Genomic DNA, 14,636 nt, shown 5'->3' with positions numbered 1-14,636 from the left:
ACCCCCCACCTTCAGGAGCGCCTCGGGCCGAATTTTGTTCATGCTGGGGTTATTTCCTCGAAACGGCAGGTGCTTGCCTCAGGAGCTTTTCGGCGGTGCCCCAGGGGTTGGCAATGTCGATTCCCGGGGTCTTGCCGGGCTTGCCGATATTGCCGGGTGCAGTCCAGCGTGCGTCCCCTGGCTTCCCCTTCTGGCTGGTGCCGACGCCCTGGTCGATTTTGCTGTTGTGCGCGTCCTTGGCTGCCTGGTTAGCCACAGCAGGAAGGTCTTTTGAACCAGGAGTCGTTCCCTGGGCCTGGTCATCCGGGGCCCGGTCGGCCCGAGCCTGCTTCGGCGCGGCCTGCGTCGGCGCGGTGGATTGCTGGGGTGCTGTTGTTCGGGGAGCTTCGGGCAGGGCGGATGGGCTACTCGACCCGCCGCTCCCGGCAAGGCTTCCGCCCGGTACGTTTTCTTCCGTGGGTGCAGGCTCTGTGATGACCCTCGGGGCGTCAGGGCGGGGCAATTCCCGAGGTGCTGCGTCCCCCTGCCGGGACGGGTTTCCGAAGAGCCCGCTGATAATGGTGGGAGTCTTCGTGAAACCGGAACTGGCGGCAGCCACACCGCTGACGCCCAGTCCCATGGCGGCAACAACCGCAACGCCGGCGAGGGCGGCGCGATGCTTACGCTGCCAACGTCGCTTGGTAAGCTGGTCATGCGGCCCGGCCAGCATCGCTGCCAGTTCGGGACCCGGGGCGGGAGCGGGAAGGTTCCCGAGCGTCCGCAGGGAAAGAAGTACCGCCCGCATGTCAGCGTCATCGGAGAGATCCGCCTCGAGCAAGAGCTCGTCAACGGCAGCTGTGCTCTCCGATTCCCTGGATGGCCTGTCCCTGTATGTCATGGCGACACATATTCCTTTACTACCGAGTGCTCACGGAGCGTAATCAGCGCCCGCCGCTGCAGTTGTTTGACTGCTCCGGCGGACTTCCCCATGATGTCGGCCACCTGCTCAACCGTCAGTCCAGCCACGATCCGAAGTGCCAGGACCTCCCTTTGATCTCCTCCAAGGTGGTCAAGCAACCGGAGGAGTTCCTGCGGAGCCAACCGGTCCATCGCCTCGGACTCGGCCGAAACTGATTCCCTGGTGTCCCGTTCCGGTTCGAACTCGTGCTGTTCCGGAGTCCGGCTCTGCCTTCGATGCTCGTCAACCATGCGGGCGTGTGCCACCGAGAACACGAAAGTCCGTAGCCCGTCGGCTCCCCCGCTGAGGTCATCAAGCCGGGGCAACACAGCCAGGAACACGTCCTGGGTGACAGCTTCCGGGTCGGATACACCCTTGGCCGTCAGGTACCCGAGCACCGGGCCGGCGTAGGCCTGGTACACGGCGCCGAACAGTGCCGAGCTGTTGCCCCTGAGCGCATGGAGCGCTTCGTCGGTCAATGCGTCGGTCACTGAAGAGACTTTCGATCGGCGGCAGGTCCTTGGCTGGAAGCCGGATCATCCGCACACTGCTCAGCGAACGATCCCCACCTAGGGTATCTGCTCGTCCGGGTCCCCTGTAGGGCAGGACCGGCATGTCGTCAGGAACCTTCCGATACCCGGATCTGCGTGGTCGGAACGGCCCTTGGACAAAAGGAAGGACCGGGCTGGAACATGATGGGGGACAAATTCCAGCTCGGCCCTTTCAAAGACGTAATCGTCGGGCCACCCCAAAGGGTTACGCAGGGTTCACATTTTTTTGGAAAAGTTTTTTGGCGCGCTGTTCGCGGGCACCTCAACCCGTGCCGTACCCGAACCCGCCCGGCGCCCCTGTAGCACCGGGTGCGCCCCGCGCGAACGGTGGCGACGTGTGTGCCCAGGGGGTGCGCCCGGCGCGAAGGGCTGCGACAAAAGGAGTATCTAGCCCTCCTTTGCTGCCCGCTCCTGAACAGCTTTCTCCCTGTAGGACTCCGTGACACGCCTGTACACGGGGGTGAGGAAGGCCAGGAGTGAAGCGACAATCATGACGACGCCGGCCACCAGGAAGACCAGCGCGATGCCACGTGACGTTCCTTCGCCCAGGAGCGGTGCCAGTTGGGCAGAGCCTTCCTCCGAACGGGCGTACGGGATGATCCAGAACTGGGCGATGGGGGCAATGATGAAGGCCGTGATGGGTGCGGCAGCCGACTCGAAGGCCATGGCAAACCCGAACACCCTTCCCTGCCGCGGCAAGGGGACCACTTGCTGGATGACGGTCTGTTCAGCTGCTTCCACAATGGGTACCAGGGCCAGGTACAACCAGATGCCCAGGACGTACAGCCACGGCCACTCGCGAATGGTGAAGAGTGCCCCCAGGAGTCCCATGACGGCGACGGCAATCAGCATGGTCTTGAGCGGGTTGGCGCCAAGGCCGAACTTGCCCACCAACGCGCCGCCCACAATGAAGCCGGTAGCACCGACGGCAAAGAAGGTGCCCCAGAGCTCCACCGGGAACATCTCGAGGCCATAAGGATCCATCAGCGCCATGTACACGCCACCAACGAAGTTGTTGAAGGTGGAGAAGATGATCAAGGCGAAGAGACCCGCAATGGCAAGCACGGCGGCATAGGAGCCCCGAAGGTCGAAACTGCCCTTCGCGTCGGTCGCGGCCGGTCTACGTTCTTCCGGCATGCGCAGGGTCAGCAGGTGCACGTAGGCGAGCGCCGTGAACCCCAGGGCCACCACGATCGTCCATCCCATTCCCAGCAGCCCGACGGACAGGCCGGAAAGCACGGAGGTGACGATGAACATCAGCCCCTGCACCATGCCCACCAAACCGTTGGCGTTGGCCCGGCGGTCGGGTTCGATGAGGATGGTGACCGTGGTGGACAGGGCAATGTTGCGCATGTTCTCCACCACCGCGCCGATGAGGATGATCAGCGTGAACGCCCAGAACCAAGGTTGTCCGAGGTCCAGCAACGACGCTGTGGGCACCAGGAGGTACACGACGCCGGAGATGGTGAACATGATCAGCGTAAAGGCGGCGGCGAAACGCATTACGGTCAGCTTGCGGTAGCGGTCCACAAAGGTGCCGAAGCTGATGCTGGAAAGGGCAATGAGCAGCATGTAGGCACCGCCCACTACACCCGTGGCTATGACGTTGCGGGTTTCCAGGTAGACCCAGAACGTCAGCGCAAACCACAGGTAGCTGGTGGTGATGTTGGCCGCAGCGGTGTTGACCAGGATTCCCATGAAGGTCCTGGATCGTTCCGCCGGCGTGCGGAGTGTCAGATCAATGTCTCCGGGCGCTGCTGCCTCGTGGTCGGCGACGTCACCGGCCGGTGTGTGCTCGTGATCCATTCTCTCCCGCCCCGATGCATGCGTGTTCCCCTCACTGAAAACGCGCGGTAACACCAGCATCTGCCGGTTCTCGGGGACCGGTCAAGGGGTTTCCCGCACCGCTACCATGGCCTCGCGCTTTATAGAGGCGTAGGCTGGCCCCTCCAGCAAGAGGACCGAAAACAACGAGTTCCAGGAGAGATGATGACCCTTCCTCCACAGCATGAACCCGATCCGTTCCCGCCCGAGCCCGGGCCCACCCAGCCGCCGTCGGAGCCCGGCCCGGGACAGCCGCCGCCGGACCCGACGCAGCCGTTCCCTCCACCCATGCCGGACCCGGGTCCGGAGCCAGGCCCCCTGCCCATTCCGGATCCCGGGCCGGCTGCTCCCCCGCCCCATCCGGATCCCATGTTCGGGGAACCGCCGGTGAGCTAGGAAGGCGGCAGTGAAACTAAAGTGAAGCGCGACGGCGGCTGGCCACCTTGGGTGACCAGCCGCCGTCGTGCGTTGTGAACCTGGGACTGGAGGGACTAAGCCTTCGACGGCACGGCCACCGAGGCGCGTTCGATGGCGGGGCATTCGATTTTGAGGGCTGAGTCCACCGGCGCTTCATCCAGGCCGAGCAGGAGCCGCACGCCCGCCGCGCCGAGTTCATAATGCGGCAAGGATACGGTGGAGAGCGGTGGCCGGAGGTGGGCGGCGATGACTTCCTGGTTGTCGAAGCCCACTACGGCGATGTCGCCCGGAATGGACAGTCCTTGCTCCCGGAGGCCGTCGTAGAGACCCATGGCCATGCGGTCGTTGTAGCAGTAGACGGCGGAGACGCCGCGTTTCAGCAGTTCCGCCGTGGCGCCGTAGCCGCCTTCCTGGTCCGGGTACGCCTCAAGGACGAGGTCAGGATCGAACGCGATTCCGGCCGCTTCCAACGCAGCCCGATAGCCCTCCAACCGTCCGTCCCTGGCCGGCGCCGGAGTGGTGGCGTTGATGAAGGCGATGCGCCGGTGTCCACCACGGATGAGGATTTCGGTGGCCGATTGTCCGCCCTGGGCTTCGTCAGGCACCACTGCCCGTGCCGCGCCGGGCACGGGCGAGAAGCAGTTGACAAGCACGAAGTCTGCTTCGCGGAGCGTCTCCGGAATGTCGGTGGTCCGGTGGAACCAGGTGGAGTACAGGATGCCGCGGACCTTGTACTCCAGCATCATGTTGATGGCGTCGTTCTCGAGGTCGAGGTTTCCCTCGGTGTTGGCGATCAACAGGGCGTAGCCGTGTTTCCAGGCCTCGTCCTGTGCTCCGTGGATGATTTGTCCGGCGAAGGGCGTGGTGGCGACACCATCGGCCACCAGTCCGATGAACTTCGAGGTTCCGCTCACCAGGGTCTTGGCCATGGCATTGGGGCGGTAACCAAGGGTGCGGATGGCCGTTTTGACGCGTTCCCGGGTTTCCTCCGCGATGCGGGCGTTCTTCTTTTTGTTGATGACCAGGGAGACCGTGGCGGTGGAAACGCCTGCAGCTTCTGCTACTTCGCGGAGGGTCACCGGATGTGCGCGGCTGGTTCCGACAGGAGCGTCGGGGGTTGCCGGCGTGCCTGGATCTTTCTCCTGCGAAATCATCTGCCCTCCATCAGGAGTATATCCATGCGTTGCAGGCGTCATCCCTTGTTCGCCCCGCTCTCCAAGCCCTGGATCATGGCTTTGTTCAGGACGAGGAACACCAGGAGCAGCGGCGTGATGGTGACGCAGACAGCGGCGAAGGTGGCGGTCCAGTCCACCTTGCCCATGGCGCCGATGTAGTTCTGCAGACCGAGCGGGATGGTCTTCAGCTCTTCGGAGAGGACGAACGTGTTGGCGAAGATGAAGTCGTTCCAAATGAAGATGCTGTTGACCAGCACCACCGTAACCACTGTGTTCAAGGACAACGGCAACGTGATGAGGCCGAAGATCCGGTACGGCCCGGCGCCGTCGAGGGACGCAGCCTCATAGGTTTCGCGCGGGATGTATTCGAAGAAGGAGGAAAACAGGTAAATGGACATCGGCAGGGCAAACCCGGCCAGCGGAATAATCATCGACTGGTACGTATCCAGCAGGTTCACCGCTGAGTAATCAATGAACAACGGAACCAAAGCGATCTGTACCGGGACGATGATGCCGATCAGGAACAGGCCGCGGACGAAGCTGCTGAACCTGAATCCGAGGACCTGGATGGCATAGGCGGCCATCATGCCGAAGAGGACGATCAGCACGTTGGCGCCCATGGTCACGATGAAGCTGTTGAGGATGTTCCTGCCAAGGTCTCCGGTCTGGAACGCCCGGGCATAGTTGTCCCAGGTCAGCGCGCCCGGCAAGGCGAACGGATCGCCCGTCGCGAAGTCGTGCTCGGTCCGCAAACTGGTAAGGAACAGCCAGGCCAGTGGGTAAACCTGGACGATCACGATCAGCATGATCAGCACCCGGGAGAGCGTCCGGTACAGGTTCGGCTTGCGCCGCCGTCGCGTTGGAACCGGCGACGGCGGTTTGGTGGCCGTCGGTCGGGAGGCAGGTGCTGTCTGGGCGATCATGAGTCAGCCTTCCGCTTGAGCATGAACAGAATGAGGCCGACGGCCACCAGGCACTCGATCACGATGAACACCGAGATGGTGCTGGCATAGCCGAAGTCGGTACTGGTGAAGGCGGTCTTGTACATGTAGGTGGTCAGCAGCTCGGACGATTGGCCGGGACCGCCGTTGGTCATGAGGTAGGGAATGTCGAAGCCGCGCAGCCCGTAGGTGGTGGCCATGATGGTGGTGGTGATCCACACCGGACGGATGTACGGGAAGCGGATCTTGGTGAAGAGAGTCCACCGCGAGGCCCCGTCCAGGACCGCGGCTTCCTCGAGCTCCTTGGGGACGGCAATCAAGGCCGCGTAGATGATCAGCATGTAGAGGCCCGTGAACCGCCACCCTTCCGGGGCAGAAACTGCGGCCAGGACGGTGTTCACGTCGGACAACCATGCCTTTTCCAGGCTGCCCAGCCCGATCCAGTGCAACAGCTGATTAAGCAGGCCTACCGGATCGATCGAGTAGATACGGACAAAGAGGAAGGCGATGGCCACGGTGGAGATGACGGCAGGGAGAAGGTAGAGGGTCTTGATGAGTTCCCTGCCCCGCGTCAGTGACAGCAGCAGGCTCGCCACGACCAGCGCTCCGCCGAGCTGGAGCACCAGGCAGATGGCCAGGTAAATCAATGCGTTCCCAAAGGACCGCCAGAAAATGTCATCCGCCGTCAGCATCCGGATGTAGTTTTCGAGACCCACGAACTCCATGTCGCTGATGCCGTTCCAGGAGAAGAAGCTCAGGAACAGGGACTGGAGGATCGGGAAGAGCACTGCCGCGCCGTAGAGAAGCAACGGCGGAAGCAGGAAGACCAGGACTGAGGTCTTGGACCTGTTGGGAAGCATGGTGTGGCCTTTCGGGCGGGGAACCGGCCGGTCCCCCGCCGCTGGGATCTATGTGCAGAACTGCTTACTTGAAGAACTTCGGCGCGTTCTGCGCGATGGTCTGGTCCATGGTGCTGGTGAACTGCTCGGGCGTGATGTTCCCTTGCACCAGGAGCACGAGTTCCTGCTGGAGCCTTCCGTTGGTGGTTGGGTCCAGCTGCGTGTCCCACGGCATGGCCTGCTTCGACCCCAGGTCACTGGCAGCGTCCAAGGCCTTCTTGTACAACGGCGTGGCGTTGGCCGGGACGGTGGTTTCCACGTTGGTGGTGGGTGACAGTGCGCCGGTGGCTGCGTATTCCGCCGGGTACTTCTGCAGGGCGAATTTCAGGAAGTCGCTGACCAGCGGATCGTAGGTCTTGGAGTTCACGGCCATGCCGATGCCGGAGGGGGAAACATACTCATTGGCGGCCGTCACGGAATTCGCGGTGGTGGGCAGTGTGAAGAAGTCGATGTCGTTCCGCACGGCGGGGTTCAGTTTGTCGGTTGCCAGGCTGGGAAGCTCCCACGTGCCGATGTTATACATGGCAGCCTGCCCGGACGTGAACTGGTTTTGCGCGTCTGAGTAGCCTTGGGCTGAGAAGCCGTCCTGGAAGCATTTGGCCTTGCCCAGCCCGGACATCCAGTTCACGGCTTTCTGCCCGGCGGGATCGCTGAACTTGGCTTCGCCCTTCTTGAGCTTCTGCACGAAGTCGGGGCCGGCCTCCCGGAAGGGCTGGTAGGCCACGTACCTCTCCAGCGGCCACTGGTCCTGCCCGTCGATAGCGATCGGGGTGATCCCGGCGTTCCGCAGTGCCGTGCACATGGCCGGAATGTCGTCGAGCGACGTCGGCACGGAAACTCCTGCTTTCTCCAGCAGGGCTTTGTTGTACCAGATGAATTCGAGCTCGAACTGGAACGGAATCATGTACAGCGAACCGTCGTCGAAGCGTTGGTAGTCCAAGGCTCCCGGACGGTAATCGTCGTAGAGGTCCAGGGATTTGAGCAGCTTGTCAGCGTCAAGCATCTTGCCCTGCTTGGCCAACTGCTGCGCGAACGGGGTGGCATCGGTGTCGAACAGTTCCGGAAGCTTGTTGGCTGCGGCCAGGGTCTCGAGTTTTTGGATGTAGGAAGGACGGTCCGGGGTGGTGATGAGGTTCAAGGAGAACCCGGGGTGGTCCTTGGCGTAGTCATCGGCCAGTTTCTTCATGATGTTGATGACTGCGCCGTCGGCGGGCCTGGACAGCAGCCAGGAGATTTCCCGGGGTTTGACCTCGCCGGTGGGGCTCACGTCGGTGGGGTTGCCGGCGCCGCCTCCCCCTGCGCAGGCCGTCAGTGCCAGAGCTGCTGCAGCAGCGACCGCCGCGGCGCGGAATAGCTTCTTCATGGGGATTTGTCTCCCTTGACTCGTTGGGTATGGGACGGGGATGTGAATCAGTTGTCAGTGCGTTGGCGGACGTCGAATTCGACGACGGTGGCGGAACCTTCACCGGCAAAAATTCCGATGCGCCCGCTGGGGCGGTCATAGATCCTTGCGCTCAGCGCCACCTGGCGGTCGACGACGGCGACGCACAGGTCGCCGTCGACTATCACCTCGAGCGTGTGCTCGCCCGGGGCGAGGTGGCAGGGCCGTTCCAGCTCGACGTCGTGAGGGACGTCGCCGGAGACGTGCCACTGCGCGTCGCCGGTCAGCTCGCGCGGCCAGCGGTCGAAGACGAGGCGCCCGCGCCGCGGCTCCAGCCGGAGAACATAGGACGCGTCGCCGTCGTCGCTGGAACGGAGCAGGAGCCCGCATTCGGTGGTGTCGGGGGCGATGTCCAGGACTGCTTTGGCGTAGAAACGGGAGGGCAGGTCCGCCGTGGAAATGATCGCGGAGTAGCTGTCAGGCGCACTCAATTCAGCCGGAAGTGCCTCGGCCAGCGATACCGGGACTTCTACCCAGAAACTGTCCACCAGTTCATCGGCGAACCCGAAGCCGAGCGTCCCGTCCGGGTTTTGGCGGGCTTCCAGGACGGACATGGTGCCCGCCCACTGCCACGGACCGTCGTCGCGGTTTCCTTCCTTGCTGGCGATCCATCCGAAGAAGAAGCGGCGGCCGTCGCGGCAAGCGCTCTTGGAGGCGTAGAACGCGCGCCCATCGATGCTGTCCAGGGCCGGAACTTCCCAGGGTCCGTCCGGGCTCTTGGCCATGCGGTAGCGGGTAGTGAAGGACTCCGAGAACTCGGAGTACACCAGGTACCACCAGTCACCCCACTGGAAGACGTCCGGGCATTCGTGGGTGATGTAGCGTCGGGGATCCCAGAACGGATCGGTGTACTCCCAGGTCACCAGGTCAGTGGAAACGCATTGGGCAATCACTCCACGACGGCGGTCCGGACCGGTTGCGTGCCGGGCGGCGATCAGCATGCGCCACACAGGCCGCGCCGGATCGGACTCGTCCCGGAAGACGAAGGGATCGCGCCAATCGCCGGATTCGTACCCTTCCGGAGCGCCGAACGTATCCTCCGGGTGCTTGGTCCAGGTGCGCATCCCGTCGCTGCTGGTTGCGCGCATGACCAGCTGGAGCGGCAGCCCGTCCGGACCCAGCCGGTGCGGGTTCTGGCCTGTGTAGAAGAGGTGGTGGGTGCCGTCGTCGTCAACCACCACGCTGCCCGTGTAGGCGTTGAAGTCCGGCTCCTGCGTGCTGCCGTGCTGCAGCGCAGCACCGTGATACTCGAACTGGGTGAGGTCCTTGGTGGTGACCAGGTGCCAGGACGTACCTGGTTTGGGGGTAACCCGCTCCTCGTGGAGGTAGAAGAGCCAGAACTCTCCGTCTTTCTCGAAAGGGATAAGGTCCCCTACCCACGCACCTTCGGGCTGGAAGAACACTGAGCGTTTCATCTGCGCTGACCTACATTCTGCTAAAGCGTTTGATCACGATGAAGGTAGCTCTGCGGAGCTGCGTTGGTCAAGCGTTTTAGCAAGAGAATAATAATTGCGCTAAAACGCTTGACCATCCCTCGCGGATGAGGTTATTGTCCCTTCCATCCGCCGCGTCCTTTGACGCCTTCCGCTGCCGTTTGTGTGCAGCCACCACCGCGGTCTCAACCAATGAATGCTTGAGAGGAACCACTTCATGACCCTCGAATTCTCACGACGGGCAGTCCTGCAAGGAACCGGTGCCGGCGCTTTGGCGCTCCTGATGTCCGGCACTGCCGTTGGAGCCTCGCACGCTTCACCGTCGTTGCGGGCCGTTTACCACATGACGCCGCCCTCAGGATGGCTGTGTGATCCGCAAAGACCCGTCTACACCAACGGCGCGTACCAGCTCTACTACCTGCACTCGGATATCAACAACGGCCAGGGTGGCTGGGACCACGCGACCACCACGGACGGTGTTTCGTTCACCCACCACGGAACCGTGCTCCCGCTGACACCGAATTTTCCCGTATGGTCCGGTTCCGCCGTGATCGACTCAGCCAACACGGCAGGCTTTGGTGCGGGAGCCGTCGTCGTACTGGCCACCAAGCCGACCGAGGGCATCCGCAAGTACCAGGAGCAGTACCTCTACTGGTCGGTCGACGGCGGGTATACGTTCACTTCCCTGCAGGATCCCGTGATCGTCAACACCGACGGCCGGACGGCCGTCACTGCGGCGGAGATCGAAAACGCCGAATGGTTCCGTGATCCAAAGATCCACTGGGATGCCGCGCGCGGGAAATGGGTGTGCGTAATTGGCCGGGCAAGGTACGCCGCGTTCTACACCTCCGCGAATCTCCGTGATTGGCAGTGGCGGTCCAACTTCGATTACCCGAACCACGCACTCGGGGGCATCGAATGTCCGGACCTCTTCGAGATGACCGCCGACGACGGCACCCGGCATTGGATTTTCGCGGCCAGTATGGACGCCTACAGCATCGGGCTGCCCATGACCTACGCATACTGGACAGGCAACTGGAACGGCACGGAATTCCTGGCGGACGATCTGACCCCGCAGTGGCTTGACTGGGGCTGGGACTGGTACGCGGCAGTGACTTGGCCATCCTTGGATGCGCCGGAAACCAAACGGCTCGCCACAGCGTGGATGAACAACTGGAAGTACGCCGCGCGCGATGTTCCCACGGACGCCACTGACGGCTACAACGGCCAGAACTCCATCACCCGGGAGCTTACTTTGGAACGCCAGGGCGGAGGCTGGTACGCCCTCCTTAGCAGTCCCGTCTCTTCGCTGAGCGGCTATGTTACCGGCACCACGAGCATTCCGGACCACACCGTCAACGGCAGCTTCGTAGTGCCGTGGAACGGGCGCGCCTACGAGCTGGAGCTGGACATTGCGTGGGAAACCGCCGCGAACGTCGGGGTGTCAGTGGGGCGGTCCGCCGACGGATCCCGGCACACCAACATCGGCAAGTACGGCGGTGACCTATATGTTGACCGCGCTCCATCCGATCTGGCCGGCTATTCGCTGGTCCCCTACACCCGGGCGGCCGCCCCGATCGATGCCAACGCGAAGTCTGTGCATCTGCGCATCTTCGTGGACACCCAAAGCGTGGAGGTGTTCATCAACGCCGGCCACACGGTTTTGTCGCAGCAAGTGCACTTCGACGACGGCGACACGGGCATTTCCTTCTACGCCGACGGCGGCCCGGCGACGTTCTCCGGCATCACCATCAAGGAGTTCGGGAATCCAATCTGAGCGCGGGTGATCCAATCAGTCAAAGAACCCCACGATGTAGCCAATGAAGTAGAGCAACGACATCAGGACCACGACGCCGATCACGGCGATCCAGAAGACCTGCGTGGATTTCCTGGTTCCGTGTTCCTCGTGCCCCTGCGGTCCGGCAGTGGAGGCTTCCCCGGGCGGGGTTTCTCCCGGAGGAACTCCCCCGCCGGGCTCCAGGCCTGTGATGTTCTCTTCGTACGGATCCGGATTGGCGCCTGACATTGGTTCTCCCTTGCTGCAGCTTGGGCTGGGCACGGCTTACGTTGTCCCGTACCCAGCCCTGCAGCAGTCAAAACACCCGGACTTTGCCGGAATGGTCCGCAATCAGTCCACGGAAAGCTTTCAGTCCACGGAAAGCACGATTTTGCCGCGGGTGTGGCCTTCCATGTTCAGCCTGAAAGCATCCGCGGCCTCTGCCAAGGCGAAGACCTTGGCCACCTCGACGCGGAACTTTTTGTCATCAACCAAGTCGGCCAGTTCCTGCAGGTCGGCACCCACAGGGCTTACCCACATCCACGTACCGCCGTGCTCCTCGACGTCGCTGTCCGCGATCGAGGCGTGTCGTCCGCCGTCGGCCAGTACCTGCAGAGTCGCCTCGAGGTTTCCACCCGCGAAATCAGCAACAACGTCCACCCCGTCCGGGCTCAGCGCCCGGACCCGCCCGGCAAGTCCTTCACCGTAAGCCACCGGCTCGGCACCCAAGGACCGCAGGAACCCGTGGTTCTTCTCCGACGCAGTAGCGATGACCCTGGCACCCCAGGAGGCGGCGATCTGGATGCCCAAGGAACCAACGCCACCGGAGCCGCCGTGGATCAGGACGGTCTCCCCGGCCTTCACTTCCAAGCGCCGCAACACTTGGAACGCCGTCAACCCGGCCAGCGGAAGCCCCGCGGACTCGTTCCAGTCCAGGGACTTCGGCTTGCGGGCCAGGAGCCGCTCGGGCAGGGCAATGTACTCGGCGAAGCTGCCGCCGTGAACAAAATCCTTCCGGCCGTACGCAATCACTTCATCTCCCGGAGCGAACTTCCGCGAATCAATTCCCACCGACTCGACGACGCCCGCTACGTCCCACCCCGGAATCGCCGGGAACTGGAGGTCCATTACACCGTCGAGGTAACCGGCCATGATCTTCCAGTCCACGGGATTGACCGAAGCTGCCTTGACCTTGACCAGGACCATTCCCGGCCCGACCTTCGGTTGTGGCTGTTCCGTCATCTCGAGGACATCCGGATTTCCGTATTTGCTGTAGGTGATTGCTTTCATGGTTAGTGCCAACGGGTGGGGCGGCGCGGGTATTCCGCTAGAGGTTTTCCACCAGCGAGACGTCGCGCACTGCGCCCTTGTCCGCGGACAGAGCCATCGCGGCGTAGGCACGCAGGGCCGGGGATACCTGGCGGTCCCGGTTCTTGGGCTTGAAGCCTCCGTTGACCAGCAGCTTTTCGCGGCGTTCGGCGAGGATCTCCTCGGACACCTGCAGCTGCAAAGAGCGCTGCGTGATATCGATGCTGATGATGTCACCGTTCTCGACCAAGGCGATGTCGCCGCCGGAAGCGGCTTCCGGGGAGATGTGGCCGATCGACAGCCCGGACGTGCCGCCCGAGAAACGTCCGTCGGTGATGAGGGCGCACTTCTTGCCGAGGCCACGGCCCTTGAGGAACGACGTCGGGTACAGCATTTCCTGCATGCCCGGACCGCCGCGGGGGCCTTCGTAGCGGATGACCACCACGTCGCCTTCCTTGACCGTCTTGTTCAGGATCATCTCCACTGCTTCGTCCTGGGACTCGCAGACAATTGCCGGTCCTTCGAACTTCCAGATGGACTCGTCCACGCCGGCGGTCTTCACGACGGCGCCGTCCACGGCAATGTTGCCGCGCAGCACAGCCAGGCCGCCGTCCTTGGAATAGGCGTGTTCCACCGAGCGGATGCAGCCACCCTCGGCGTCAGTGTCCAGGGAGGTCCATTCGTTCGACTGCGAGAACGCCGTGGAGGAGCGTACGCCACCGGGCGCCGCGTGCCACAGCGCCTTTGCCTCCTCGGTGGCCTTGCCGCCGCGGATGTCCCAGTCATCCAGCCAGCCATCCAGGTCTGCGGAGTGTACGGAGTGCACGTTCTTGTGCAGGAGACCGCCGCGGTTCAGCTCGCCCAGCAGAGCGGGGATGCCGCCGGCCCGGTGGACGTCTTCCATGTAATAGGTCTTGTTCCCGGCAACGTTCGGGGCCACCTTGGCCAGGCAAGGCACCTGGCGGGACTTGGCATCCATCTCGGCCAGGCCGTAGTTCACGCCCGCTTCCTGGGCTGCGGCCAGGAGGTGGAGGATGGTGTTGGTGGAGCCGCCCATGGAGATATCCAGGGCCATGGCGTTGTCAAAAGCCTCGGCGGTGGCGATGTTGCGCGGCAGTACAGAGTCGTCGTCGCCGTCGTAATAGCGCTTCACGAGCTCGACGATCGTGGCACCGGCCTTCTCGTAAAGGGCTTTGCGGGCTGTGTGTGTGGCGAGCACGGAGCCGTTGCCGGGCAAGGCAAGCCCGATTGCCTCGGCGAGGCAGTTCATGGAGTTGGCCGTGAACATACCGGAGCAGGAGCCGCACGTGGGGCAGGCGTTTTCCTCGATGAGGTTGATGTCTTCATCGGAGATGGACTCATCAACGGCGTCGGCGATGGCGTTCACCAGGTCCAGGGAGCGCACGGAACCGTCGGTCAGGGTCACGCGGCCGGCCTCCATGGGGCCACCGGACACGAAGACAACAGGGATGTTCAGGCGCAATGCTGCCATGAGCATACCCGGGGTGATCTTGTCGCAGTTGGAGATACAGACCAGGGCGTCGGCGCAGTGCGCGTTGACCATGTACTCCACGGAGTCGGCAATCAGGTCGCGGGACGGCAGGGAGTAGAGCATGCCTGAGTGGCCCATCGCGATGCCGTCGTCCACGGCGATGGTGTTGAATTCGCGGGGTACTGCGCCGGCGGCGAGGATCGCATCGGAGACGATGCGGCCCACGGGGGCGAGGTGGGTGTGACCCGGAACGAACTCAGTGAAGGAGTTGGCCACGGCGATGATCGGCTTTCCGATATCCGAGTTGGCGACGCCGGAGGCACGCAGCAGTGCGCGGGCTCCAGCCATATTGCGGCCATGGGTAACTGTCTTTGAACGAAGTGCAGGCATGTCTACCATCCTGCTGTTGTTCCAGGACCGGCGGAAGACGGTGCTGCTACT

General features: G+C 63.1%; 12 protein-coding genes. 1 reads left to right on the top strand and 11 read right to left on the bottom strand.

What is annotated here, in order from left to right; all coding sequences use genetic code 11:
- Nucleotides 1–49: 49 nt before the first annotated feature.
- The 8 genes from QN084_RS14400 to QN084_RS14365 form a co-directional block, all read right to left on the bottom strand.
- Nucleotides 50–877: a hypothetical protein gene (locus tag QN084_RS14400; protein ID WP_021471687.1), complete on the bottom strand. Its 828-nt coding sequence runs from the start codon at nt 875–877 to the stop codon at nt 50–52.
- Entirely contained in the window at nt 874–1,428 is a 555-nt protein-coding gene (locus QN084_RS14395; protein WP_021471688.1) for an RNA polymerase sigma factor, read from the bottom strand. Before QN084_RS14395 ends, QN084_RS14400 begins: the two co-directional genes overlap by 4 nt.
- Before the next feature lie 447 nt (nt 1,429–1,875).
- Nucleotides 1,876–3,294, bottom strand: coding sequence for an MFS transporter (locus QN084_RS14390; protein ID WP_069696300.1), 1,419 nt, complete (start codon nt 3,292–3,294; stop codon nt 1,876–1,878).
- Nucleotides 3,295–3,803: 509 nt separating this feature from the next.
- Nucleotides 3,804–4,883: a LacI family DNA-binding transcriptional regulator gene (locus tag QN084_RS14385; protein WP_021471690.1), complete on the bottom strand. Its 1,080-nt coding sequence runs from the start codon at nt 4,881–4,883 to the stop codon at nt 3,804–3,806.
- Between the two features lie 38 nt (nt 4,884–4,921).
- On the bottom strand, nt 4,922–5,827 hold the full coding sequence (locus QN084_RS14380; RefSeq protein WP_062095035.1) for a carbohydrate ABC transporter permease: 906 nt from the start codon (nt 5,825–5,827) through the stop codon (nt 4,922–4,924).
- A complete protein-coding gene (locus tag QN084_RS14375) occupies nt 5,824–6,705 on the bottom strand; it encodes a carbohydrate ABC transporter permease (protein WP_021471692.1) in 882 nt (293 codons plus the stop codon). The genes QN084_RS14380 and QN084_RS14375 overlap by 4 nt, the downstream gene beginning before the upstream one ends.
- A gap of 64 nt (nt 6,706–6,769) precedes the next feature.
- The gene (locus QN084_RS14370; RefSeq protein WP_069696298.1) at nt 6,770–8,107 is read right to left on the bottom strand and encodes an ABC transporter substrate-binding protein; all 1,338 of its coding nucleotides are present in this window, start codon (nt 8,105–8,107) and stop codon (nt 6,770–6,772) included.
- 47 nt (nt 8,108–8,154) lie between these two features.
- Nucleotides 8,155–9,600 (bottom strand): glycoside hydrolase family protein, encoded by a 1,446-nt coding sequence (locus QN084_RS14365; RefSeq protein WP_069696297.1) that lies wholly within the window; start codon nt 9,598–9,600, stop codon nt 8,155–8,157.
- A 235-nt stretch (nt 9,601–9,835) separates the two neighbouring features.
- Here QN084_RS14365 and QN084_RS14360 point away from each other — a divergent pair, with 235 nt between their 5' ends.
- Nucleotides 9,836–11,395, top strand: coding sequence for a glycoside hydrolase family 32 protein (locus QN084_RS14360; protein ID WP_069696296.1), 1,560 nt, complete (start codon nt 9,836–9,838; stop codon nt 11,393–11,395).
- A 15-nt stretch (nt 11,396–11,410) separates the two neighbouring features.
- On the opposite strand, the gene QN084_RS14355 is transcribed toward QN084_RS14360, so the two are convergent.
- The 3 genes from QN084_RS14355 to ilvD all read right to left on the bottom strand — a co-directional run bounded on the left by QN084_RS14355 (nt 11,411) and on the right by ilvD (nt 14,585).
- A complete protein-coding gene (locus QN084_RS14355) occupies nt 11,411–11,644 on the bottom strand; it encodes a DUF6480 family protein (protein ID WP_021471696.1) in 234 nt (77 codons plus the stop codon).
- A 120-nt stretch (nt 11,645–11,764) separates the two neighbouring features.
- Nucleotides 11,765–12,685 carry an NADP-dependent oxidoreductase gene (locus QN084_RS14350; RefSeq protein WP_021471697.1) on the bottom strand — a complete coding sequence of 307 codons (921 nt, stop codon included), beginning with the start codon at nt 12,683–12,685 and terminating at the stop codon, nt 11,765–11,767.
- 37 nt (nt 12,686–12,722) lie between these two features.
- Nucleotides 12,723–14,585 (bottom strand): dihydroxy-acid dehydratase, encoded by a 1,863-nt coding sequence (gene ilvD / locus QN084_RS14345; protein ID WP_021471698.1) that lies wholly within the window; start codon nt 14,583–14,585, stop codon nt 12,723–12,725.
- Nucleotides 14,586–14,636: the final 51 nt, after the last annotated feature.

It is taken from the genome of Paenarthrobacter sp. R1 (genome assembly GCF_030264015.1).
GTDB lineage: Bacteria > Actinomycetota > Actinomycetes > Actinomycetales > Micrococcaceae > Arthrobacter > Arthrobacter ureafaciens.
Note: the sequence above shows the minus strand (reverse complement) of the source record. Positions and strands in the feature narration are given on the sequence as shown.